This window comes from Hahnella aquatica (SeqCode) (assembly GCF_965194505.1).
In the GTDB taxonomy this organism is placed as follows: domain Bacteria; phylum Pseudomonadota; class Gammaproteobacteria; order Burkholderiales; family Burkholderiaceae_A; genus Hahnella; species Hahnella aquatica.
In genome coordinates this window covers 1,596,869-1,620,011 of sequence record NZ_OZ239144.1, presented here as the reverse complement: position 1 = coordinate 1,620,011, position 23,143 = coordinate 1,596,869, and the positions used below count along the sequence as shown (strand labels likewise).

At 65.1% G+C, this 23,143-nt stretch carries 22 protein-coding genes; 11 read left to right on the top strand and 11 right to left on the bottom strand.

Annotated elements, in window-relative coordinates:
- Nucleotides 1-36: 36 nt before the first annotated feature.
- From recA to sucD, 4 genes are read left to right on the top strand one after another with little or no spacing between them, the layout of a single operon-like run.
- Complete coding sequence (recA, locus tag AC8GDA_RS08390; RefSeq protein WP_506556079.1) at nt 37-1,164, top strand: recombinase RecA; 1,128 nt, start codon at nt 37-39, stop codon at nt 1,162-1,164.
- A gap of 23 nt (nt 1,165-1,187) precedes the next feature.
- The gene (gene recX, locus AC8GDA_RS08385; RefSeq protein WP_506556078.1) at nt 1,188-1,676 is read left to right on the top strand and encodes a recombination regulator RecX; all 489 of its coding nucleotides are present in this window, start codon (nt 1,188-1,190) and stop codon (nt 1,674-1,676) included.
- 45 nt (nt 1,677-1,721) lie between these two features.
- Entirely contained in the window at nt 1,722-2,891 is a 1,170-nt protein-coding gene (gene sucC, locus AC8GDA_RS08380) for an ADP-forming succinate--CoA ligase subunit beta (RefSeq protein WP_506556077.1), read from the top strand.
- Nucleotides 2,892-2,901: 10 nt separating this feature from the next.
- A complete protein-coding gene (sucD, locus tag AC8GDA_RS08375) occupies nt 2,902-3,786 on the top strand; it encodes a succinate--CoA ligase subunit alpha (protein ID WP_506556076.1) in 885 nt (294 codons plus the stop codon).
- 116 nt (nt 3,787-3,902) lie between these two features.
- On the opposite strand, the gene panC is transcribed toward sucD, so the two are convergent.
- Genes panC through AC8GDA_RS08345 form a run of 6 tightly spaced genes read right to left on the bottom strand, consistent with a single transcriptional unit; the run spans nt 3,903 to nt 8,887 of the window.
- Entirely contained in the window at nt 3,903-4,754 is an 852-nt protein-coding gene (gene panC, locus AC8GDA_RS08370; protein ID WP_506556075.1) for a pantoate--beta-alanine ligase, read from the bottom strand.
- Complete coding sequence (locus AC8GDA_RS08365; RefSeq protein ID WP_506556074.1) at nt 4,751-5,431, bottom strand: deoxynucleoside kinase; 681 nt, start codon at nt 5,429-5,431, stop codon at nt 4,751-4,753. The genes panC and AC8GDA_RS08365 overlap by 4 nt, the downstream gene beginning before the upstream one ends.
- Before the next feature lie 9 nt (nt 5,432-5,440).
- Nucleotides 5,441-5,992 (bottom strand): 2-amino-4-hydroxy-6-hydroxymethyldihydropteridine diphosphokinase, encoded by a 552-nt coding sequence (folK, locus tag AC8GDA_RS08360; protein WP_506556073.1) that lies wholly within the window; start codon nt 5,990-5,992, stop codon nt 5,441-5,443.
- Nucleotides 5,989-7,395: a polynucleotide adenylyltransferase PcnB gene (pcnB, locus tag AC8GDA_RS08355; RefSeq protein ID WP_506556072.1), complete on the bottom strand. Its 1,407-nt coding sequence runs from the start codon at nt 7,393-7,395 to the stop codon at nt 5,989-5,991. The genes folK and pcnB overlap by 4 nt, the downstream gene beginning before the upstream one ends.
- A complete protein-coding gene (locus AC8GDA_RS08350; protein WP_506556071.1) occupies nt 7,392-8,084 on the bottom strand; it encodes a histidinol-phosphatase in 693 nt (230 codons plus the stop codon). Before AC8GDA_RS08350 ends, pcnB begins: the two co-directional genes overlap by 4 nt.
- Nucleotides 8,081-8,887 (bottom strand): DnaA ATPase domain-containing protein, encoded by an 807-nt coding sequence (locus tag AC8GDA_RS08345; protein ID WP_506556070.1) that lies wholly within the window; start codon nt 8,885-8,887, stop codon nt 8,081-8,083. Before AC8GDA_RS08345 ends, AC8GDA_RS08350 begins: the two co-directional genes overlap by 4 nt.
- 26 nt (nt 8,888-8,913) lie before the next feature.
- Here AC8GDA_RS08345 and purM point away from each other — a divergent pair, with 26 nt between their 5' ends.
- On the top strand, nt 8,914-9,999 hold the full coding sequence (gene purM / locus AC8GDA_RS08340) for a phosphoribosylformylglycinamidine cyclo-ligase (protein WP_506556069.1): 1,086 nt from the start codon (nt 8,914-8,916) through the stop codon (nt 9,997-9,999).
- Here the strand turns inward: purM and miaA are convergent.
- From miaA to tsaE, 4 genes are read right to left on the bottom strand one after another with little or no spacing between them, the layout of a single operon-like run.
- A complete protein-coding gene (miaA, locus tag AC8GDA_RS08335; RefSeq protein WP_506556068.1) occupies nt 9,939-10,916 on the bottom strand; it encodes a tRNA (adenosine(37)-N6)-dimethylallyltransferase MiaA in 978 nt (325 codons plus the stop codon). The genes purM and miaA overlap by 61 nt on opposite strands.
- Nucleotides 10,913-12,715 carry a DNA mismatch repair endonuclease MutL gene (mutL, locus tag AC8GDA_RS08330; RefSeq protein WP_506556067.1) on the bottom strand — a complete coding sequence of 601 codons (1,803 nt, stop codon included), beginning with the start codon at nt 12,713-12,715 and terminating at the stop codon, nt 10,913-10,915. The genes miaA and mutL overlap by 4 nt, the downstream gene beginning before the upstream one ends.
- Nucleotides 12,716-12,723: 8 nt before the next feature.
- Nucleotides 12,724-13,980: an N-acetylmuramoyl-L-alanine amidase gene (locus AC8GDA_RS08325; protein ID WP_506556066.1), complete on the bottom strand. Its 1,257-nt coding sequence runs from the start codon at nt 13,978-13,980 to the stop codon at nt 12,724-12,726.
- Nucleotides 13,977-14,477 (bottom strand): tRNA (adenosine(37)-N6)-threonylcarbamoyltransferase complex ATPase subunit type 1 TsaE, encoded by a 501-nt coding sequence (gene tsaE / locus AC8GDA_RS08320; RefSeq protein ID WP_506556065.1) that lies wholly within the window; start codon nt 14,475-14,477, stop codon nt 13,977-13,979. The genes AC8GDA_RS08325 and tsaE overlap by 4 nt, the downstream gene beginning before the upstream one ends.
- Before the next feature lie 3 nt (nt 14,478-14,480).
- Here tsaE and queG point away from each other — a divergent pair, with 3 nt between their 5' ends.
- Genes queG through plsY form a run of 3 tightly spaced genes read left to right on the top strand, consistent with a single transcriptional unit; the run spans nt 14,481 to nt 17,184 of the window.
- Nucleotides 14,481-15,608 carry a tRNA epoxyqueuosine(34) reductase QueG gene (gene queG, locus AC8GDA_RS08315; RefSeq protein WP_506556064.1) on the top strand — a complete coding sequence of 376 codons (1,128 nt, stop codon included), beginning with the start codon at nt 14,481-14,483 and terminating at the stop codon, nt 15,606-15,608.
- Nucleotides 15,605-16,519, top strand: coding sequence for a site-specific tyrosine recombinase XerD (gene xerD / locus AC8GDA_RS08310; RefSeq protein WP_506556063.1), 915 nt, complete (start codon nt 15,605-15,607; stop codon nt 16,517-16,519). The genes queG and xerD overlap by 4 nt, the downstream gene beginning before the upstream one ends.
- Nucleotides 16,520-16,539: 20 nt before the next feature.
- Complete coding sequence (gene plsY / locus AC8GDA_RS08305; protein WP_506556062.1) at nt 16,540-17,184, top strand: glycerol-3-phosphate 1-O-acyltransferase PlsY; 645 nt, start codon at nt 16,540-16,542, stop codon at nt 17,182-17,184.
- On the opposite strand, the gene tsaD is transcribed toward plsY, so the two are convergent.
- The gene (tsaD, locus tag AC8GDA_RS08300) at nt 17,142-18,221 is read right to left on the bottom strand and encodes a tRNA (adenosine(37)-N6)-threonylcarbamoyltransferase complex transferase subunit TsaD (RefSeq protein ID WP_506556061.1); all 1,080 of its coding nucleotides are present in this window, start codon (nt 18,219-18,221) and stop codon (nt 17,142-17,144) included. The two genes, plsY and tsaD, sit on opposite strands and share 43 nt — an antisense overlap.
- A 45-nt stretch (nt 18,222-18,266) precedes the next feature.
- On the opposite strand from tsaD, the gene rpsU reads away from it, so the two are divergent.
- From rpsU to rpoD, 3 genes are all read left to right on the top strand, one after another.
- Nucleotides 18,267-18,479, top strand: a complete 213-nt coding sequence (rpsU, locus tag AC8GDA_RS08295) for a 30S ribosomal protein S21 (RefSeq protein ID WP_506556060.1) — start codon at nt 18,267-18,269, stop codon at nt 18,477-18,479.
- A gap of 33 nt (nt 18,480-18,512) precedes the next feature.
- Nucleotides 18,513-20,330, top strand: a complete 1,818-nt coding sequence (dnaG, locus tag AC8GDA_RS08290) for a DNA primase (RefSeq protein ID WP_506556059.1) — start codon at nt 18,513-18,515, stop codon at nt 20,328-20,330.
- A gap of 419 nt (nt 20,331-20,749) precedes the next feature.
- Complete coding sequence (gene rpoD / locus AC8GDA_RS08285) at nt 20,750-23,143, top strand: RNA polymerase sigma factor RpoD (RefSeq protein WP_506557227.1); 2,394 nt, start codon at nt 20,750-20,752, stop codon at nt 23,141-23,143.

Here is a 23,143-nt window from a genome sequence, read left to right as displayed (position 1 = left end):
AGTACTCTTTCAACACCTTCAGCAAAGGACACCGCCATGGACGACCAAGTCACCAAAAACCGCGCCGAAAAAACCAAGGCCCTCGCAGCCGCCATCGCCCAAATTGAAAAGCAATTCGGCAAGGGCTCGATCATGCGCATGGGCGAGAACGAGGTCGCGCCCGACATTCAAACCGTGTCCACCGGCTCCCTCGGGCTCGACATTGCCCTCGGTGTCGGTGGCCTGCCGCGTGGCCGTGTGGTCGAAATCTACGGCCCTGAGTCCTCCGGCAAGACCACCCTCACACTGCAGGTCATCGCCGAGATGCAAAAGCTCGGTGGGGTCTGTGCCTTCGTCGATGCCGAGCACGCCCTCGACACCCAGTACGCGCAAAAGCTCGGCGTGGGCCTCTCCGAACTGCTCATCTCCCAGCCGGACACCGGCGAGCAGGCGCTCGAAATCGTCGATGCCTTGGTTCGCTCCGGCTCGGTTGATCTCATCGTCATCGACTCGGTGGCCGCGCTCACGCCCCGGGCCGAGATCGAGGGCGACATGGGCGATTCCCTCCCCGGCCTGCAGGCACGCCTCATGTCCCAGGCCCTGCGCAAGCTCACCGGCACGATCAGCCGCACCAATACCCTCGTCATCTTCATCAACCAGATCCGCATGAAGATCGGCGTCATGTTCGGCAGTCCCGAAACCACCACCGGTGGCAACGCCCTGAAGTTTTATTCGTCCGTGCGGCTCGACATCCGTCGCGTGGGTTCGCTCAAGAAGGGCGATGAAGTCGTGGGCTCCGAGACCAAGGTCAAGGTCGTGAAGAACAAGGTGGCCCCGCCCTTCAAGGCGGCCGGCTTCGACATCCTCTACGGTGAGGGCATCTCTCGCGAGGGCGAAATCATCGACATTGGTTCCGAACTGAACATTGTCGAGAAGTCGGGCGCCTGGTACAGCTACAACGGCGATCGAATCGGCCAGGGCAAGGAGAACGCCCGTGAGTTCCTCAAGCAGAACGTGCACCTGGCCCATGAAATCGAGAACAAGGTTCGCGCCCACTTTGGCGTGGCACCCAGGGTCGAGTCACCGCCCAAGCTCGAACTGGCCTCCGACAAAGAAGCCAAAGACGTGAAGGAATCCAAAGAGCCGCGTGGGAAGGCCGCCCGCGAGCTTAAAGAGGCCTCCTAGTCGTTCTTGTACGGTTGATTCAGGTGGCGGCTGTTCGCAGCCTCAAGTCCAGGGCCATTGCGGCCCTGGCCCGACGAGAACACAGTCGTCAGCAGCTGGCGCGCAAGCTCGCCCCGCATGCCGAATCCGAAGAGGCCCTCGAGGCCGTGCTCGATGAGCTCGTCGAAAAAGGCTTTCTGTCCGATGCACGTTTCGCAGAGGCTCTCGTTCGAGTCCGTGGTGAGCGTTACGGTGCAGCCCGCCTGGCTTTGGAGTTGCGAGAGCATGGGGTTCCGCAAGATCGTTCTCATGAAGCCCTCGAGTCCGCCAAGTCCACGGAGCTCGCAAGGGCGCAGCAGGTCTGGGCTCGGCGCTTTGGCCTGCCCCCCGACAGCCTCGAGGCTCGCGCCAAACAAACCCGTTTTCTCATCAGTCGGGGCTTTGCACCCGACACCCTCCGACGCCTCGAAGCCAATGGCTTTGCGCCCTTCGAGGCCGTACTGCGCACCCATCCACGCACCCATTCCGGTTAGACCTGCGTGCTAACATCCCCACGTACGTCAGGGGGATCGTCTGAGATGAAAATTCACGAGTATCAAGGCAAAGAGATATTGCGCCGCTATGGTGTTCCGGTGCCCCGCGGCATCGCCTGCTTCGACACCAACGCCGCGCTGGACGCCGCAAAAACACTGGGCGGCCCGGTCTGGGTGGTCAAGGCCCAGATTCATGCGGGCGGCCGAGGCAAGGGCGGTGGCGTGAAGGTGGCCAAGTCACTCGATGAGGTGCGAACCTACGCCGAGGCGATCATGGGCATGCAGCTGGTCACGCACCAGACGGGCCCCGGTGGTCAAAAGGTTCGTCGCCTGCTCATTGAAGAGGGCGCCGACATTCAGAAGGAACTCTACGTGGCTGCGGTCACCGACCGCATCAGCCAGCGCGTCTGTCTCATGGGCTCCTCCGAGGGCGGCATGGACATCGAAGAGGTGGCCCACAGCCATCCTGAGAAGATCCACAAGATTTTCATCGACCCGGCCACTGGCCTGCTCGATGCCGACGCCGATGCCCTGGCATCCAAGATTGGTGTGCCCGCCGCCTCCATTCCGGCGGCCCGTGCAGTGCTCAAAGGCCTCTACCAGGCCTTCTGGGAGACCGATGCCTCCCTGGCTGAAATCAACCCGCTCATCATCACTGGCGATGGCCGCGTGGTGGCCCTCGATGCCAAGTGGAACTTCGACTCCAACGCCCTCTACCGGCATCCCGAGCTCACCGAGATGCGTGACCTCGACGAGGAGGATCCCGCCGAGATCGAGGCCTCGAAGTTCGACCTCGCCTACATTCAGCTCGACGGCAACATTGGATGTCTGGTGAATGGCGCGGGCCTGGCCATGGCCACCATGGACACCATCAAGCTCTTTGGTGGCGAGCCCGCCAACTTCCTCGATGTCGGCGGCGGCGCCACCACCGAGAAGGTCACCGAGGCCTTCAAGATCATGCTCTCCAACCCAAAGGTGCAGGCCATTCTCGTGAACATCTTCGGCGGCATCATGCGCTGTGATGTGATCGCCGAGGGCGTGGTCTCGGCCTCCAAGGCGGTGGGCCTCAAGGTGCCATTGGTGGTCCGCATGAAGGGCACCAACGAAGACCTGGGCAAGAAGATCCTGGCCGAGTCGGGTCTGCCGATCATCTCTGCAGACACCATGGCGCAGGCCGCTGAACGCGTCGTGGCCGCTGCATCCAAGAAGGCTTGAGGGCAAGAACATGTCGATTCTGATCAACAAAGACACCAAGGTCATTACCCAGGGCATCACCGGCAAGACGGGCCAGTTCCACACCCGCATGTGCCGCGAGTACGCCAATGGGCAGAACTGTTTTGTGGCGGGTGTGAACCCGAAGAAGGCCGGCGAAGACTTCGAGGGCATTCCCATCTACGCCAGCGTCAAGGATGCAAAGTCCGCCACGGGCGCAACCGTCTCGGTCATTTATGTGCCCCCCGCAGGTGCAGCCGATGCCATCTGGGAGGCTGTGGAAGCCCAGCTCGACCTGGTCATCTGCATCACGGAGGGCATCCCTGTGCGGGACATGATGGTGGTGCGCAACAAGATGAAGGCCGCGGGTGCCAAGACCCTGCTGCTCGGGCCAAACTGCCCGGGCCTCATCACCCCAGAGGAAATCAAGATCGGCATCATGCCGGGCCACATCCACCGCAAGGGCCGGATCGGCATCGTGTCGCGGTCGGGCACGCTCACCTATGAGGCCGTTGGTCAGGTGACCGAGATGGGCCTGGGCCAGTCCACCGCGGTTGGCATTGGCGGAGACCCGATCAACGGCATCAAGCACATCGATGTCCTCCAGATGTTCAACGACGACCCCGACACCGATGCGGTCATCATGATTGGTGAGATCGGTGGCCCCGATGAGGTCAATGCGGCCCAGTGGGCCAAAGATCACATGAAGAAGCCCATCGTGGGCTTCATTGCCGGTGTCACCGCGCCTCCGGGCAAGCGCATGGGCCATGCCGGCGCACTCATCTCAGGCGGTGCCGACACCGCGCAGGCCAAGCTCGAGATCATGGAAGCCTGTGGCATTCGCACCACCAAGAACCCGTCTGAAATGGGCAAGCTGCTCAAGACGGTCCTCAAGTGATTCGGGATACCCACCATGCATGATGACCAGCCCAGCCGTCCCCGCAAGCCACTCCTGCTGGTGATGTCCGTGGTCTTCCTGGCGAGCCTGGTGGTCGCCATGGTCCTGCGGGCCGACTAAACCTCGAGGTTGTCGATCAGCCGTGTGCTGCCCAGGCGCGCCGCGGCCAGAATGACCAGCGGCGCCTGTGCGTCCAGGTCCGCCTGTGAAGGCGGGCGCAGGTTGCGCTGGAGCCGAATCGACAAGTAATCTGGCTGCCAGGCCCGCTGGTGCAGTGCTGCCATGGCCTGGGTCTCCATGAATTGGCAGTCGGCCACCGTCACATCGGAGCGCCCTGCCAAGGCGTCCCGCATGTCCTGCAGGGTTCGGTAGAGCACGGGCGCCTCCTCGCGCTCCTGGACAGACAAATAGCCATTTCGTGAAGACAGCGCCAGCCCATCGGCATCCCGAATGGTCTCGGCCGAGATGATCTCGGTGGGCAGCGAGAACTGCTCACACATCTGGCGAATCACCATCTGCTGCTGGTAATCCTTCTTGCCGAACACGGCCACCTGAGGACCCACACACTGAAAGAGCTTCATCACCACCGTGGTCACGCCCACGAAGAAGCCCGGCCGAAACTCGCCCTCGAGAATGTCACCAAGGTCGCGTGGCGGGCTGATCCGAAACTCCTGTGGCACGGGGTAGATCTCTCGTTCGTCTGGCGCGAACAAGACATAAACCCCCTCCGCCTCGAGCTTCTGGGCATCGGCCTCGAGCGTGCGGGGGTAGCGGTCGAAGTCTTCGTTGGGTGTGAACTGAAGGCGATTGACAAAAATCGAGGCCACGACAGGGTCGCCATGCTTGGCCGCCAGGCGCATGAGCGAGAGGTGTCCCTCGTGCAGATTGCCCATGGTGGGCACGAAGGCGGTGCGAAGCTGCCCACGAAGCTGGGCCCGAAGCTCGGCAATGGTGTGAACAATCTTCATGGTTGAACGTTGAAGTGGGCTCTGCGGCCGCGGAAGTTGGCAATCTGAGACACCAGGGTCTCGAAGTCCTCCTCACGCTCAATGGGGTTCAAGGCCATGGTGTTGATCACCAGCAGGGGGCTCTCATCGTAATGATGGAAGAACTGGGTGTAGGCATCGGTGAGGTCGATGAGGTAGTCGGCCGACATGTTCTGCTCCATCGGGATGCCACGCTGAGCAATGCGGTCGATGAGCTGCTGGGCCGGGGCCTGCAGCAGGATCACCAGGTCTGGCACGGGCACCTGCGGCCGCAGAGAGTCGTAAATCTTCTGATGCAGCGCGAGCTCATCCTCGCTGAGGGTGAGCCTTGCAAAGAGTGGGTCCTTGGCGAGCATGAAGTCGCTCGCCAGGTGCTCCGAAAAGAAATCTCGCTGGGCCAGGGTGCGCAGCTGGTCGATGCGCTGGAAGAGGAAGAAGAGCTGGGTCTGCAGGGCGTACCGCGCGCTGTCTCGGTAGAAGTTCTCGAGAAAGGGGTTGTCCTCCGGGGCTTCCAACAGCAGCTCATAGCCAAAGCGCTCAGAAAACTTGCGGGCCAGTGAGCTCTTGCCCACACCAATGGGCCCCTCAAAGACGATCGATCGAAAACGATCTGTCCAGGCGGGGCGGGTGGGCGCAGCATTGGTCATGACAGACGACATCGACGCACTCTAGCGCATTGGCTCAAGGGGTGAGAGCAGCGCATCGACGGGCAGCTGGCGCCACCAGTCGGCCACCGTCTGATGCCGACCTTCTTCATCGGGCAACTCGAGATCCGGGGCGATGTCCATGAGCGGGCCCAGCACGAAGCCGCGCTGGGTGGCCCGGGGGTGGGGCAGTGTCAGGTCGCGCGTCTGGAGCCGGATGCCCGCCATCCAGATCAGGTCGAGGTCGAGGGTTCGAGCAGCCGAGGGGCCGGGTGCGAGGGGCTGCGTGCGCGCTCGACCGTGGGCCCGCTCGATTGAGAGGAGCCAGTCGAGCAAGTCCTGGGCGGTGAGCCTGGTGTCGAACTGGGCCACCGCATTGATGAAGTTCGGGCCTTCGGCGTTCACGGGGGTTGAGTGCCAGAGCCGAGAGGCCTCAAAGGCGGTGATGTCGGATCGGCCTGCCATCATGCGGGCGGCCTCGCGAATGGTCTGCTCTGGCGGCGAACCGCGCCATGGCAGGTTGGCCCCAAAGGCCACGACGGCGCGCCTGACGACAGTCGAGCGGGCCTGGCTCACTGCGTCGAGTCTGCGGCGGGCGCCGTGTCCCCTCGGTCACTGCTCGCGCGCCGACGCCGCCGACGCTTGGGTGCCGTTGACCCACTCGCAGCCCGGCCGAGCTGCTGCACCAGGGTGAGCCGGTCGTCGGCATCCGAGGCCACGAAGTGTTCCCACCAGTCGGCCAGGGCGGGTTCGAGCTCGCCGCAGGCCGCCCGCAGCAGCAGGAAGTCAAAGCCCGCGCGAAAGCGAATGTGCTCGAACAGGCGAAATGCAGCGCCGCCGCCGCGCTTCTCAAATCGGGGCTGCATGAGCCAGATCTCACGCAGGTCGGAGACATAGCGCCGGGGAATGGCCAGGTCATCGAGCTGACGGTCGATCACGTCGTCAATGGCGGCATGCAAGGCCGGGATGGGGCGCTCGCCACCCGCCTGAATGGCCTGCCAGCGCCGATACACGGGGTTCCAGAGCAGGCATGCAAATAGGAATCCAATGGAAATGGGTTTGCCCTCGGCCACGCGGGCATCGGTGGCCGCCAGGGCCTGCTCCACAAAACGCAGGGCGAGGGCCTGCTCCTCCTTGCTGCCCTCAGGCGAGAGCACCAGGTCGATTAGTGGCAGGCAGCCATGGTGCAGCCCTTGCTCCCGAAGGCCCTGCAGTCCCCGCAGGGCCTGGCCCGACTGCAGCAGCTTCACCATCTCATCGAAGAGCCGGGCCTCGGGCACATTCTCGATGAGTTCGGCGAGTTCCTTGACGGGGGCCAAGGTGTGCGGGTCGACCTTGAACCGAAGCTTGGCCTCAAATCGCACCACGCGGAGCATGCGCACCGGGTCTTCGCGGTAGCGCTGGGCCGGGTCGCCGATCATGCGGATCACTTTTCGTTGAAGGTCTTGAACGCCATCGTGGTAATCGAGCACCGTGTCGCTCAGGGGGTCGTAGTAGAGGGCATTGATGGTGAAGTCGCGTCGGGCGGCGTCTTCGTGGTGTTCGCCAAAGGTGTTGTCTCGAAGCACGCGACCGTGGGCATCGGTCTCTTGGTGCTTGGGCGCGAGCGCCCGAAAGGTGGAGACCTCGATGGTCTCTGGCCCAAACATGACGTGCACGATCTGAAAGCGTCGGCCGATGATCCGGGCCCGTCGAAACAAGCGCTGAACATCATCGGGCGTGGCATTGGTGGCCACGTCGAAGTCTTTGGGCCGCATGCCGAGCATGAGGTCGCGCACGGCCCCGCCCACCACATAGGCCTTCCAGCCTGCCTTCTGCAGCCCATCGACGGTGCGCAGTGCAGCCTGCGAGACCAGCCTGCGGTCGATGCCAACCTTGCTGGCCTTGAAGATTCGGGGGTCGTGTCGGTTGGCCGGTGCATGGCCCTTGGAGTGACCGGGCGCAAGCCGGGCCAAGGAGCGGAGGAGTTTCTTGATCACAGTTCGGAGGGTAACAGGATCACTGGCCAGCCCTCGGCCCTGGCATGGGCCTCCAAGGTGGCGTCTGGGTTGACGGCCACGGGATGGGTGACCCGGCCAAGCAGGGGCAGGTCGTTGCGTGAATCGCTGTAGAAGACGGAGGTCTGGAACTCCTCGAGCGCGGTGTCGAGTGTGGCGAGCCACTGGGCCACTCGTACGATCTTGCCCGCCTGGAAGCAGGGCAGTCCAAGTGGCTTGCCGGTGAAGTGGCCTTGCGGGGTTTGCTCCAGGTCGGTGCCAATCAGGTGGGCAATGCCAAAGGCCTCTGCAATGGGCGCGGTGATGAAGGTGTTGGTGGCTGTGACGATGGCCACCAGGTCGCCCGCGTTCAAGTGCTCGTCGACCAGGGCCCTGGCCGCCTTCGTCAGGTGCGGCCGAATGCGTGTGGTCATGAAGTCGTCGCGCCAGGCCTTCAGCTGTTCGGGCGGATGGGCCGCCAGGGGCGCCAGCTGGAAGTCGAGGAACTCGTGGATGTCCAGGGTGCCAGCCTTGTACTGCTCATAGAAGTAGTCGTTGCGGTGGCTGTACCAGTCGCGCTCGACCACGCCCAGGTCCACCAGGTGCTGGGCCCAGGCCACATCACTGTCAATGGGAATGAGGGTGTTGTCGAGGTCGAAGAGGGCCAGTCGGCCTTGGGATGCTGGGGTCATGTGGGGCCCGTGGCGGTGGAAAGGGGTTGTGGCCACTTGGCCAGGGCCTCGTCGATCAGGCTGCGCACCAATGGCAACGAGATTGCCCGCTGCAGGGACAGCGCCCGGCGGTCGGCCATGTGCAGCAGCTCGGTGAGCAGCGAGAGGTTTCGGGGCAGCCGCGTGAGCAGGTAATCAAAGAGGTGGTCGTAGGTGTCTTGGGTGGGATGCGAGAGCCAGCCCAGGGCGAGCGCACGGTCTCGCAGGGCATGGCGCATCTCTTCCTCGGTGAGTTCGGCCAACTCATAGACCAGGCACTGGCCCAGCCGGGTGCGCAGGTCTTCACGGCTGGGCATGTCCCTGGGGGGGCGATCGGCTGCAAAGACCATGCGGGCGCCGTCCTGCATGGCTCGGTTGTAGGCCGTGAAGAGGGCGGCCTGCTCCTCGGCCGTGGCCAGGTGCACATCATCAATGAGCCAGACCATGGGCGCAGTGGCCTGACCGCCGGGGCTGTCCCCAGGCCCCAAGGCCTGTGCCGGTGAGTGGCTGTGCTGCGGGTCCCCACAGGCAAGCAGCTTGGCACTGGCGGCACCAGCGGCACGCTCCTTGGCCTCTGCCGCGAAGGCCGTGAGCCAGAAGGTCTTGCCACTGCCGGGCGCACCCCACAGAAACAGGCAGGGGCCGGGCTGTTGTGCAAAGACGGCATCGAGTGCAGCGAGCACGGCACCATTGCGGCCCACCACGCCGTCGGCCCGCCGGGGGGCGGGAAGGGCGCGGAGCCCCAGGGGCAACTGCTGCGCGGGAGAGTCGAGTGGTTGTCCCATAAAATGCAATTTTCCGAGCCTCTGCCATGAATTCAAAATCAACCAGCCTGACCTACCGCGACGCTGGCGTGGACATCGATGCCGGCGACGCCCTCGTCGACCGCATCAAGCCGCTGGCCAAGCGCACCATGCGGCCAGAGGTGCTCGCGGGCATTGGTGGCTTCGGCGCCCTGTGCGGCCTGCCCAAAGGGCTGGTGGAGCCCGTGCTGGTGTCCGGCACCGATGGCGTGGGCACCAAGCTCAAGCTGGCCTTCACCCTGGACCGGCACGACACCGTGGGCATCGACCTCGTGGCCATGAGTGTGAACGACATTCTCGTTCAGGGGGCGGAGCCACTCTTCTTTCTGGATTATTTCGCCTGTGGCCGACTGGCGCTCGACACGGCCGCCGCCGTGGTGGGCGGCATTGCCAAGGGCTGTGAGGCCTCGGGCTGCGCCCTGATTGGTGGTGAAACAGCCGAGATGCCCGGCATGTACCCCGACGGCGAATACGACCTGGCCGGCTTTGCCGTGGGCGTGGTTGAGCGGGCCAAGATCCTCGATGGCCGCAAGGTGGCGGCTGGCGATGTGGTGCTTGGCCTGGCCTCCAGCGGTTTTCACAGCAACGGTTACTCCCTGGTTCGGGCCGTGCTCGAGCGACGGTTCGGGTCCATCACCCGCGCGGCCTTGTCCACGGTGCAGCTGGAATCCGCGCCAGGCTCGGGCCAGATGGCGGGCCTCGATGACCTGGTCATGGCACCCACACGCCTGTATGTGAAGTCCGTCTTGGCGGCCCTGCGCGCCCATCCCGAGTCGGTGCACGCCCTGGCCCACATCACGGGTGGTGGCCTGGTGGGCAACATTCCTCGAGTGCTGCCCGACGACCTCATGGTCACACTCGATGCGTCGGCCTGGCCCATGCCGGCCCTGATGTCCTTTGTGCAGGCCGAGGGGCAGATTGCCACCGATGAGATGCACCGCGTCTTCAATTGCGGCCTTGGCATGGTGGTGGTCGTGCCCGCGTCTGCAGCCGAGGCGGTGGGGGCCACGCTCACCGCCCATGGCGAGCGGGTTTATCGCGTGGGCGAGGTCGGCCCGCGGCCGGCCAACTCGGCGCAGACCGTGATCAACTGATCCATCGACTGGGTCTGCGGATCGACCCGGGTCACATCCTCAAAACTGCGAAGCCAGGTAAGTTGTCGTTTGGCCAGTTGACGGGTGGCCTCCACCGCCTTCTGCGCAAAGGCCTCCACCGACTCAAAGCCGCGATCTCGACTCAGATGGGCCCAGGCCTGCCGGTAGCCCACGGCCCGCATGCTCGGATGCTGGGCTGTGAGGCCGGGCCTCTCTCTGAGCCCGCGCACCTCATCCAAAAAGCCGTCGGCCACCATGGCTTCCAGCCGTTGAGCAATGCGTGCGTGTAGCCAGCTGCGGTCCTCGGGCAGGAGGGCCAGGGTCTGCAAGGGCCCCAGGGGTGGCAGCCCTTGGCCCTCGGCCTGGCTTTTGGCAATCCATTGACTCAGGCTTTGGCCAGTCTCCTCGAGCACCTCGAGCGCCCGTGCGATGCGCTGGGCGTCCTGGGGCGAGAGCCGGGCGGCGGTGTCAGGGTCGCGCTCGGCGAGCTGGGCATGCAGGGCGGGCCAGCCCTGCCGGCGTGCGGCCTGGGCAATGCGTTCGCGTGTCTCGCTGCTGCAGCGGGGCAGGGCGTCGATGCCGTCTCGCATGGCCTTGAAGTAGAGCATGGTGCCGCCCACCAGCACGGGGGTGTGCCCCCGCTGAAGAATCTCCGCCACGGCCTGGCGTGCTGCCTCGAGGTGATCGGCCACAGAGTGGACATCTTCTGGGGCGCAGCAGTCGATGAGTTGGTGTGGCACCTCGGCCTGCTCCTGCGCCGAGGGCTTGGCCGTGCCGATGTCCATGCCTGTGTAGACCAAGGCCGAGTCGATGCTCACGATCTCCACGGTGCCCAGCCACCGCGAGCGGGCAAGCGCCATGGCCAGGCTGGATTTTCCGCTGGCCGTGGGGCCCAGGATGCACAACAGCGGTGTCACTGGCCGCGCAGGAACAGGCGGTCGATGTCCCCAAGGCTCCACTGCAGCCAGGTGGGCCGACCGTGGTTGCACTGGTCTGCGCGGGCCGTCTGCTCCATGTCGCGCAGCAACTGATTCATCTCCGGCAGGCTCAGGCTTCGATGAGCCCGCACGGCGGCGTGGCAGGCCATGGTGGCCAGGAGCGCATCGCGCTGGGCCGCAAGACCCGTGGCAGACCCCTGCTCGCCGAGTTCGCGCAGGGTGTCGCGCACCAGGGGTTCGAGTGGCACCTGTGAGAGCAGGCTGGGCACCCCTCGAATGGCGAGCATGTCGGCACCCAGGGGCGTGACGAGCAGGCCCAGGCCGAGCAGGGTGCTTGATTCACGCTGGGCCAGCTCAACCTCGACGGCCGTGGCTCTCATGGTCGGGGGCTCGAGCAGGGTCTGCACATTGGCCTGGGTGCTCTGCTTCAGGCGCTCATAGACCACGCGCTCATGGGCTGCGTGCATGTCGACGAGCACGAGGCCGTTGGCGTTCTGGGCCAGGATGTAAATGCCATGCAGCTGGGCCAGCGCATAGCCCAAGGGATGCGGCTGCTCGGCTGTGGGCGCGGGCGGCTCGGCCACCCAGGCCGTATTGGCGTTCAGCCCCGCGGGGGCGGCTGCAAACGCATGCTGGACATCGCCCGGGGCACCCTGCAATGGTCCGCTGGCCGGTGCACCCAGCGCGTTGTAGAGGGGCATGCTGCTCTGCAGATGGCCCCAGGAGGACGCCACCTTGGCCGTGGCCTCGGGGGCCTGGCCCGCCATGGCCGACGTGGGAAGGCCCGTGGCCAGCGCCTGGCTGCTGGCCAGTGCGGCCTTGCAGGCCGAGAGCACGGCCTGAAACACGGCCTGCCCTTCCCGGAAGCGCACCTCGGCCTTGGCTGGGTGCACGTTGACATCCACCAGCTCGGGGTCGAGGGTCAGGGAGACGACCGCCGTGGGCTGTCGGTCCCCATGGAGCACGTCGGCATAGGCCATGCGCAAGGCCTGGATGAGCAGTCGGTCGCGCACCGCCCGGCCATTGACAAAAAAGTACTGCTGTTCAGATCGGCCCGACACGGCCGTGGGCACCTGCAGCCAGGCCTCGAGTCGCAGTGGGCCGCGTTGTTCGTCGACCCGTCGAAGGCTGGCCTCTTCGAGGTCCAGGACCTGCGCCACCCGCCGGCTGGATTCACTGGGGGCGAGCCGCATCACGACCCGGTCTTGGTGGCTGAGCTGCCATTCAATGGCGGGCTGGATGAGGGCCTGGCGAACAAAGGCCTCGCGGGCATGGCCCCATTCGGTGGCCGGTGTCTTGAGGAATCGACGCCTCGCGGGCACGGCATGAAAGAGCGCCTGAACATCCACCGTGGTGCCCACGCCGCCCGCAGCCGGCGCCACCGACCAGGTCCCACTCCCATTGCTGATCTGGCTTGCATGCTCGGCCTGTGCGGTGCGGCTCGTGAGCGTGAGCTGCGCCACCGATGCAACGGCGGCCAGGGCCTCGCCACGAAAGCCGTGGCTGCCGATGCGCTGGAGATCCTCCATCGAGCGAATCTTGCTGGTGGCGTGTCGTGTCACGGCCAGGCCGAGCTCGTCGGCCGCAATGCCATGGCCATCGTCTTGCACACGAATGCGACGAATGCCACCGTCTTCCAAGGCCAGGCTGATGCGCTGCGCCCCGCTGTCCACGGCGTTCTCGAGCAATTCCTTGACGACCGATGCTGGCCGCTCGATGACCTCGCCGGCTGCAATCTGGCTGATGAGCAGGTCTGGAAGGAGTGCGATCGTGGCCATGCGCGGGGCTACATCAGCCGAGACTTGGCCAGTGGCGGGTTCTGGGCCAGGTAGGCCTTGATTCCATTGAGCAGCGCCTGGGCCATCTCTTGCTGGTAGTTCTCATCCCGCAGGCGCTTTTCTTCCTCAGGGTTGCTGATGAAGGCCGTCTCGACAAGGATGGATGGAATGTCGGGTGCCTTCAGCACGGCAAAGCCTGCCTGCTCTACCTGCTGCTTGTGCAGGCTGTTGACCCGCTTCATCTGGCCCAGAACTGCCTGGCCCAGCTTCAGAGAGTCTTTGATCTGGGCGGTGGTGGACATGTCGAGCAGGGTCTGGGCGAGCTGCTGGTCTTGGCCCATGAGGCGAACCCCACCAATGCCATCGGCGGCATTCTCTTTCTGGGCCATCCAGCGTGCGGCTGCACTGGTGGCTCCTCGCTGAGACAAGGCATAGACCGAGGAGCCACGCGCATTCGGCGACACCCAGGCATCGGCATGAATGGACACCATCAGGTCGGCCCGAACCTGTCGGGCCTTCTGCACGCGACGGCCCAGGGGCACGAAGTAATCGCCGTCTCGGGTGAGAAAGGCGCGCATGCCCGGCTCCTTGTCGATCTCTCGCTTGAGTCGTCGGGCAATGCGAAGCACCACATCCTTCTCGCGCGTCCCGCGCTTGCCAATGGCGCCGGGGTCTTCCCCGCCATGGCCTGGGTCCAGGGCCACCGTGACCAGTCGGTCCTCGGTCGGGGGCTTGGCAGCCAGCCGGTCGCTGGGGGCGGGTGCTGCGGGTGCCGTCGTTGGTGCCGATGGTGTGGCCTCTGTGGCCTGGTTCTCATAGCTTTTGAGAAAGGCCAACAGCGGGTCTCGCTCCTCGGTGGGGTAGAGGTCGATCACCACCCGGTGCTGGTACTGGGCAATGGGCGGCAGGGTGAAGACCGAAGGCTTGATGGTCTGCTTGAGGTCGAAGACCAGTCGAACCGTGGTGGGCAGAAACTGGCCCACACGCACCTGGGCAATGTAGGGGTCGTTGGCCTGAATGCGGGCGACGAGGTCCTTCAAGGTGGGGTTGAGCGTGAGGCCTTCGAGGTCGACCACCAGCCGATCGGGGGCCGTGAGCAGGTGTGTTTTGAATGAGAGGCCTGCGGTGTCGTGCTCAATGGCCACACGGGTGTAGTCGGGGGCAGGCCAGACCCGCACCGCCACGACGGCCAAGGCTTGGGCCGGTGTGCGCAAGCCCAGCAGCAGGGTCGCACCCGAGGCCAACAAAAGCTGCCTGCGCTTCACGACTGGGCCTCGCTCGCCAGGGCCGCCAGGCAGGCCAGAACCTCGGGCTGGTCGGTCTTGGCGGTAAGCAGTCGCGGGCCCTCGGGCGCGTCGGGATCGGCCCAGTCGATGCGCATGGCCAGGTCGGGGCTGGGCAGGTCGTGCCCATGCTCGGGCCACTCCACCACCGCGAGGCCCTCGGAGAAGGCTTCCCGCAGACCGGCGCTGCGCCAGGCATGAGGGTCGGTGAGCCGATAGAGGTCGATGTGGTGAATCACCAGTGCATCGAGGTCGTAGCGTTCGGCCACGGCAAAGCTCGGACTCTTGATCCGGCCCGTCACGCCCAGGGCCTGCAGCAGGCCGCGGGCAAAACTCGTCTTGCCCGCGCCGAGCTCGCCCGAGAGGGTCAGCACGCGCAAATGGCCCGCCAGCACGGGCTGCGCGAGGCCGGCTGCGATGCGCAGCATGGCGGGCTCGTCACACGGTTTGAATCGAACCGCCGGGCGGTCAACAATCATGGAATGTCTGGTCTCCAACACGCGTCTATTGTCACCGATCCCTCGGACCTGGACGCGCTCGAAGGCTGGTCGCGCGAGCTGGGTTTTTCGAGCGTGGGGGTGCTCTCGCTCTCGCAGGAGTGGTCTGCCTCCGAGGCCGTGTCTCGAATGCGGGACTGGCTCGCCCAGGGCCTGCACGGGGAGATGTCTTACCTGGTGCGGCACATGCCGCTTCGGGCCCAGCACGACGCGCTCTTGCCGGGTGCACGCAGTGCCATCATGGTCACCATGGATTACCTCCCAGAGGCCGGGGACTGGCAGGCCAAAGAGGAGGCGGCTGTGCGCGATCCGAACCGTGCAGTGGTCTCGGTCTATGCCCGGGGCCGCGATTATCACAAGGTGCTTCGGCAACGGCTTGCGGCCCTGGCGAAGAGGATGCAGGAGGCATGGGGCCCCTTGGGCCATCGGGCCTGTGTGGACTCGGCCCCGATCATGGAGGTCGAGTGGGCACGCCAGGCAGGCCTGGGCTGGCGAGGCAAGCACACCCTGTTGCTCTCGCGCGCCCGTGGCTCGATGTTCTTCTTGGGCACCTTGCTCACCGACCGACCCTTGCCGGCCACCGCCCCGGTGTCTGATCACTGTGGCAGCTGCACGGCCTGCCTTGCGGCCTGCCCCACGCAGGCATTTCTCGGCCCCTATCAACTCGATGCGAGGCGCTGCATCTCTTACCTGACGATCGAGCATGCAGGCCCCATCCCCGAGGCCCTTCGCCCGCTCATGGGCAATCGCGTCTATGGCTGCGATGACTGCCAGCGGGTCTGCCCCTGGAACAGGCATGCCCAGACGGCGAGCCTGCCCGACTTCGATGTTCGCCATGGCCTGGATGCAGCCGATTTGGTGAGCCTTTTCGCCTGGGATGAGGCGACGTTTGCCGCCCGACATGCGGGCAGTGCCATGGCCCGCATTGGCCATGTGCGCTGGTTGCGCAATCTGGCCATTGGCCTGGGCAATGCCCTGCGGGCCGCGGCCAGCGCGGGCCGGCTGGCCGACTGCGAGACGATTCGTGCGGCCCTGCAGGCCAGGGCGTCGCACGCCAGTGAGATGGTTCGAGAACATGTGGCCTGGGCCCTGGCCCAGGCGCCCGACCGATGAGCAAGCCCTTGGTGTCGGCCGCCGATGAGGCGCTGATCGCCCAGTTCGTCGAGGGCCTCTGGTTGGAGGAGGGGCTCGCCGCCAACACCCGACTCGCCTATGCACGCGACCTCACCGACCTGGCCAGTTGGTGCGAAGGCCAGGGGCAGGCCCCCGCCTTGCGAGACCTTCGCCCGGTCGACCTGCTCGCCTACCTGCAGAGTCGTCACGGCCAGTTGCGCGCCTCGAGCTTCAATCGCAGGCTCTCCTGCATTCGACGCTTCTACGGCTGGCTGGTGCGACAGGGCCTTCGGCCTGAAGACCCCTCGCATGACCTCGCCTCAGCCCGTCAGCCCGAACGCTTTCCGAAGGCGCCTGCCGAGGCCCAGGTGGAGGCCCTGCTGGCTGCACCCGATGTGGCAAGCACCCGGGGCCTGCGCGACAAGGCCATGCTCGAGCTGCTCTATGCCACGGGCCTGAGGGTCTCTGAGCTGGTGGGCCTGAGCCTGCACCAGGTGGGCCTCTCCGAGGGCCTGGTGCGGGTGGTGGGCAAGGGTGGTAAGGAGCGCCTCGTGCCCTATGGGCAGGAGGCCGGTCATTGGCTGGCGGCCTACCTGCAGACTGCCCGGGCCATGCTCTTGGGGCCGCGTCTGACGGAGGTGGTGTTCGTGACCGAGCGCGGCGCAGCCATGACCCGGCAGTACTTCTGGCAGCTCATCAAGCGCTATGGCGAGCGGGCCGGCCTGCCCGCCGGCCTCTCCCCCCATGCGCTTCGCCACGCCTTTGCCACCCACCTGCTCAACCATGGCGCAGACCTGCGCGCCGTGCAGATGCTCCTGGGCCATGCGGACATCTCCACGACCCAGGTCTACACCCACGTGGCCCGGGAGCGGCTCTCCAAGCTGCATGCACAGCACCATCCCCGTGCCTAGCCCGGGGGCATAATCCGCCCATGGATGACAACGCCTCGATGCTCATCGTTGCCGCTGGTGTGGTGACGGCCTACCTGATGGGATCGGTGTCGAGCGCCATTGTCGTGAGCCGGCTGCGCGGCCTGGCCGACCCCAGAAGCTACGGCTCGGGAAACCCGGGCGCGACCAACATGCTGCGCAGTGGCGACAAGATTGCAGCGGCCATCACCCTGCTGGGCGATGCAGCCAAAGGGTTGCTGGCGGTGGCCCTGCTGCCCATGGTCTTCCAGCTCGATGCGCCCCTGTTTCTGGCCTCGGTGGCCTTGGCGGTCTTCGTGGGCCATCTCTTTCCGGTCTTCTTCGGCTTTCGGGGTGGCAAGGGCGTGGCCACGGCCTTGGGCGTGCTGCTGGGTCTGTCGGCCGAGGTGGGCCTGGCCTGCCTGCTGTGCTGGATGCTGGTCTTTGGCATCAGCCGTATCTCATCGCTCTCGGCCCTGGTGGCTGCATCGGCCGCACCCCTCATGTGGTGGGTCTTTCACGGGTTCGATGAGGTCTTCGTCGCGGTGCTGGCCATGACCGTCTTGCTGCTGTGGCGGCACGCGTCGAACATTCGGGCGCTCTTGAGGGGCTCTGAGAAGGGCTTTCAGGCCGGCAAGCCCAGCGAGGACAAATCCCAGCGGGGCTGAGCGCGAATGAGGCCAGCGGGCTGACCCGCCTGGCCGGCCGCATGCCGAAGGGCGGCTGCCCAGGCAATCATCACGCCGTTGTCGGTGCATAGCGCCGGCGACGGAAAGCAGACCTGCACACCGTGGGCCAGGGCCTGTTCGGTCAGGGCGGCCCGCAATGCCTGGTTGGCGCTCACGCCACCGGCAATGACCAGGGTCTTCAAGCCAGAGGAGGCCATCGCGGCCATGGATTTCGACACCAGCACATCCACGATGGCCGCCTGCAGGCTGGCGGCGAGGTCAGCCCGGTCGGTGTCTGAGAGTGGTTGGTGCTTTTGCACTTGGGTGAGCACGGCCGTCTTCAGGCCCGCAAAGCTGAAGTCAAAGCCGGGCCGATGCTTGAGTGGACGCGGCAGGGCAAATCGGCTGGGGTTGCCGCTGGCGGCGCAACGCGCGATCTCTGGGCCGCCGGGGTAGCCCAGCCCCATGAGCTGGGCCGATTTGTCGAAGGCCTCGCCGGCCGCATCGTCGATGGTGTCGCCGAGCAGGCTGTACTGGCCAATGCCATCGACCCGCATGAGCTGGGTGTGCCCGCCCGAGACCAGCAGCGCCACGAAGGGAAAGGTCAGGCCCTGGGCCGACGGGTCGAGCAGGGGCGACAGCAGGTGGGCCTCGAGGTGATGAATGCCCATCACGGGCTTTTGAAGCCCCGCCGCGAGCCCATGGGTGACACTCGTGCCCACCAGCAGGGCGCCAGCCAGGCCGGGCCCCTCGGTTACTGCCAGGAGGTCGACGTCTTTCAGTTGGCGGCCGGCCTGGGCGAGGCAGGCCTCGAGCAGGGGCAGGATACGGAGCAGGTGGTCGCGCGAGGCCAGCTCGGGCACCACCCCGCCGTAGACCTGGTGGAGGTCCACCTGGGAGTGGAGGGCCTGGCCCAGCAGCGTGGCCGTGGGCAGGCCGCCCCCGGGGCTTGGCTGCACCTCGAGCAGGGCCACGCCGGTCTCGTCACAGGAGGTTTCGATGCCCAGCACGAGGCATTGGCTTGCGGAATTCGGCATGGTCAGTCACAATTTACCTTTTTCGCCAAGAAATCTTCAACACACATGCCATTAGTCCGCCCCAAAGAAAACGAGCCCTTCGAAGCCGCCATGCGGCGCTTTAAGCGCACCATCGAGAAAATCGGCCTGCTCAATGAGCTTCGCGCCCGCGAGTTCTACGAGAAGCCTACGGCCGAGCGCAAGCGCAAGAAGGCTGCGGCGGTGAAGCGCCATTACAAACGGGTTCGCAGCCAGATGCTGCCTGCTCGCAAGTACTAAAGCCTTTCGCGCATTCGGCGTCACAATGACGCCATGATTCCTCAGTCTTTCATCGACTCGCTGCTCCAGCGGGTCGACATCGTCGAGTTGGTGGGCACCCATGTCCAACTCAAGAAGGCGGGGGCCAACTACAGTGGCCTCTGCCCCTTCCACACCGAAAAATCGCCGTCGTTCACGGTCAGTCCGTCCAAGCAGTTCTATCACTGTTTTGGCTGCGGCGCCCATGGCACAGCGATTGGCTTCTTAATCGAGCACACGGGCCTCAGTTTTCCGCAGGCCGTAGAGGAATTGGCCCGACGGTCAGGCCTCGAGGTGCCCCGAGAGGCCGAGCCCTCCGAGGCGAGCAAGGCCCCGCGTGAGCTGCAGGCCCGCCTGCAAGACCGGATGCTCGCGGCCGCGAAGTTCTATCAGCGCCGGCTGCGAGAGTCGTCCGAGGCCATCGATTACCTCAAGGGCCGCGGCATCACGGGCGAGACGGCGGCCCGGTATCACCTCGGTTTTGCGCCCGAGGGCTGGCAGCCCCTTCAGGCGGTCTTCGGAGATTACGACCACCCCGACTTGGCGGAGGCGGGCCTTGTGATCGCCTCGGAGGAGGGCGGCCGCGCCAAGCGTTACGACCGCTTTCGCCATCGGCTCATGTTCCCGATTCTGAGTGGCCGCGGCGATGTCATTGGGTTCGGCGCCCGCAGCCTGGGCCAGGAGGAGCCGAAGTACCTCAACTCTCCCGAGACGCCGCTCTTCATCAAGGGCCAGTCGCTCTACGGGCTTTTCGAGGGGCGCCAGGCGATTCGGGCGGCCGGTGAGGTCTGGGTGGTGGAGGGCTACATGGATGTGGTGGCCCTCTCGCAGCATGGCCTGGGCCATGCCGTGGCCACCCTGGGCACTGCCACCACGCCCGATCACCTTCGCCTGCTCAGTCGGCTCACGAGCAAGGTGGTGTTTATGTTCGATGGCGATGCCGCGGGCCGCCGTGCGGCAGCCAAGGCGCTCGAGGTGGCCCTGCCCTTTGCCCAAGAGCGCCTGCTGATGCGGTTTGCCTTCCTGCCCCCGGAGCACGACCCCGACAGCTTTGTTCGAGCCATGGGCGCGGATGCCTTGCGGGCCCATGTGAATGCCGCCTCGCCGCTCAGCAGTTTCTTGGCCAGTCGCGCCACCGAGGGCCAGGACCTCTCCTCGGCCGAGGGTCGGGCCGCGGCCACGGTGGAGGCCCGCAGGCTCATCGCGCTCATGCCGCCCTCCGACCTTCGCAATCAGATTGCACAGTCCCTGGCCGAGCAATTGGGGGCCGATGCGGGCAGCTTGGGGGCGGCCCGTCTCACCCGGGTTGCGGCGCCCGCGAACGAACATTCCGAGAGGGCTCCCGCGCGCGGTGCGCGGGTGACGGCAAGGCCATCGGCGGGCCGTCGGAGCTCACCGGTCACGCCGCTCTCCTTGCGCCTGCTGCAAATCGCTGTGCGGCTTCCGCCCTTGGCCAATGCGCTCTCGCAAGGGGCTCGTTCGGAGATGCCCGAGGACCAGCGCCGTGCGTTGGACTGGGTGGCCGGCCGGGTCGCCCAGCACGGGGGCGGGTTTGCGGCACTCTTTGAAGCCCTGGAGCGTGAGGCCAGCCCGGAGATTCGGCAGTTGCTGTCTGCGGCCATGGCGCCGGAGCCCGGCCTGGACGACCTGGCCGAGCGGGCGCCCGATCAACTGCAAGAAGCATTTGCCCAAGCGTCTCGAAGCCTAGAATTGAGGGCGCTGGAGGCGCGTGCCGCCGAGTTGGCCGAGGCGGGGGACGACCCTGCTCAGCGCAACGCACTTCGGGTGCTGCACCAAGAGATCACGGCCTTGCGGAAATCACTCCAGCGGTAGGGGGTTTTGGTGGGTCCTCTGGTATAATTGCGGGTTCCCCAGCGAGTGGAGTCATGACTGTGGCCGACACCCGAAGCAAAAAAACGCCCCCCAAAAAATCAGAATCCAAATCCTCAACCAAGGCGAGTTCCGTGAAGAATTCAGCAGTGAAGAATTCCGCGAAGGCTTCTGCGGCGAAGGCCTCTGGAACCTCGTCTTCCAGCCGTTCGGCGGACGCCGCGCTGGCCAGTGCCATTGCCAAGCTGCGCGGTGGCAAGATCGACGTCAAAGCCACAGTCAAGGCCGCAACCAAGGTGGTGGCCAAGGCAGCCACTCCCAAAGTTGCTCCAAAAAGCTCGCCCAAAGTGGCGCCGAAAGCTGTACCCAAGCCTGCTGCGAAATCGGCCTCAAAGCCTGCGGGCAAGGCTGCGCCCAAGCCCGTGGTGAAGGCCACTGCGAAGGCACCGGCCAAAGCCTCCGCCAAAACAGCGGCCAAACCAGTCGCCAAAGCGGCGGCCAAAGCCCCCGCCAAGTCAGCCCTCAGGTCAGTCCCCAAGCCAGCAGTCCCCAAGCCAAGCGCGAAGCCTGCAGCAAAGCCCGCAGCCAAAACTGCAGCGAAAGCGCCTGCGAAGCCCCCCGCCAAAGCGGCCGCAAAGCCAAGCGCGAAGCCGGCGGTCAAGCCCGCCGCTCCCACCAAAGCCGCTGCCGCCAAGCAAAGCGGCAAGGCCGCAGAACAGCCCGCCGTGAAGCCAGCGGCAAAGCCCGCAGCCAAGTCCCTTGCGAAGCCTGCAGCGAAGGGCCCGAAAGGCAAGCCGGGTCGCCCGGCAAAGGCCACGAGCGGTTCAGACGACGAGGCCATCCCCGAGGCCGACGATGAGGCCGGCGATGATGCCGACGCCGCGGTGGTGGAAACGGTTGTTGTCGCCCCCAAGCGCGGTGGCCGCCGATCACGCGACAAAAAACTGCTCGAGTTCATGCCCTCTGGGCCGCTCACGGCCGAAGAGCTTGAGGCCCGCAAGGCGCGTCTGAAGTCCCTCATTCTGCTGGGCAAGGAGCGTGGCTACCTCACCCATGCCGAGATCAGCGACCACCTGCCCGACATCCAGATCGATTCCGACCAAATGGAATCCATCATCGCCACGTTCCAGGAATGGAACATCACTGTCTTTGAATCCACGCCAGACACCGAGACGCTGCTGCTCTCGAGCAACACCCCTGCTGGCGATTCCGACGACGCCGAGGAAGAGGCCGAGGCGGCACTCTCCACGGTGGTGGATTCCGAGTTCGGCCGCACCACCGACCCCGTTCGCATGTACATGCGTGAAATGGGCTCTGTCGAGCTCCTCACCCGCGAGGGCGAGATTGCCATTGCCAAGCGCATCGAGGCGGGCCTTCGCGAGATGGTGCTCGCCATCTCATCCTGCCCAACCACGATCAACGAGATCCTCGACCACGCCAGGAAGATCCGCGAAGGCACCATGCGGGTGGAAGAAGTTGTCGATGGACTGGTCGACCCCAACGCCCCTGAGGAAGACCTTCTGTCTGCGGCCGATGCTGAGATCGCCATCGAGGAAGATGACGATGCTGCCGAAGACACCGCCACGGCGGCCCGCCTGGCCGAGCGTCGCGAGGCCTCGCTCGAGAAGTTCGACATCATCGACAAACAGTTCGACAAGATGCGCAAGGCCTTCACCAACGATGGCTATCGCTCGCCGGCCTACAACAAGGCCCAAGATGCCATCAGCACCCAGCTCATGGGCATTCGCTTCACGGCCAAGATGGTCGAGCGCCTGGCCGACACCCTGCGCGCCCAGGTCGACGAGATTCGCCTCACCGAGCGCAGCATTCGCAACCTCGCCGTCGACAAGGTGGGCATCAGCCAGGAATGGTTCATCAAGCATTTCCGCGGCAACGAGACCCGCATGGATTTCTTCACCAAGAAGGTGAACGCATCGGCCGGTGCGAATGCGGCCCTGCTCGAGCGCAACATGCCAGCCCTGCAAGAACTTCAGAAACGCCTCGTGGACATTCAAGCCCGTGTGGTGCTGCCCCTGGCCGACCTGCGGGAAATCAACCGTCAGATGACCGAGGGCGAGAAGCGGGCCCGGGCGGCCAAGCGCGAAATGACCGAGGCCAACCTGCGCCTGGTCATCTCGATTGCCAAGAAATACACCAACCGCGGCCTACAGTTCCTCGACCTTATCCAAGAGGGCAACATCGGCCTCATGAAGGCCGTGGATAAATTCGAATACCGCCGTGGCTACAAGTTCTCCACCTATGCCACCTGGTGGATTCGTCAGGCCATCACCCGCTCCATTGCAGACCAGGCCCGGACCATTCGCATCCCGGTGCACATGATCGAGACCATCAACAAGATGAATCGAATCTCGCGCCAGCTGCTCCAAGAGACGGGCAAGGAGCCCGATCCTGCCGAACTCGCCATCAAGATGGAGATGCCGGAGGACAAGATTCGCAAGATTCTGAAGATCGCCAAAGAGCCCATCTCCATGGAGACGCCCATCGGCGACGATGACGATTCCCATCTCGGCGACTTCATCGAGGACACCAACACGCTGCAGCCCCACGAGGCCGCCCTGCAAGATTCCATGCGTGATGTTGTCAAAGAGGTGCTCGACTCTCTCACCCCGCGCGAGGCCAAGGTGCTTCGCATGCGGTTTGGTGTCGAGATGACGACCGACCACACCCTCGAAGAGGTCGGCAAGCAGTTCGATGTCACCCGCGAGCGGATTCGTCAGATCGAGGCCAAGGCCCTGCGTAAACTTCGGCACCCCAGCCGCAGCGACAAGCTCAAGAGCTTCCTCGATACGTTATAA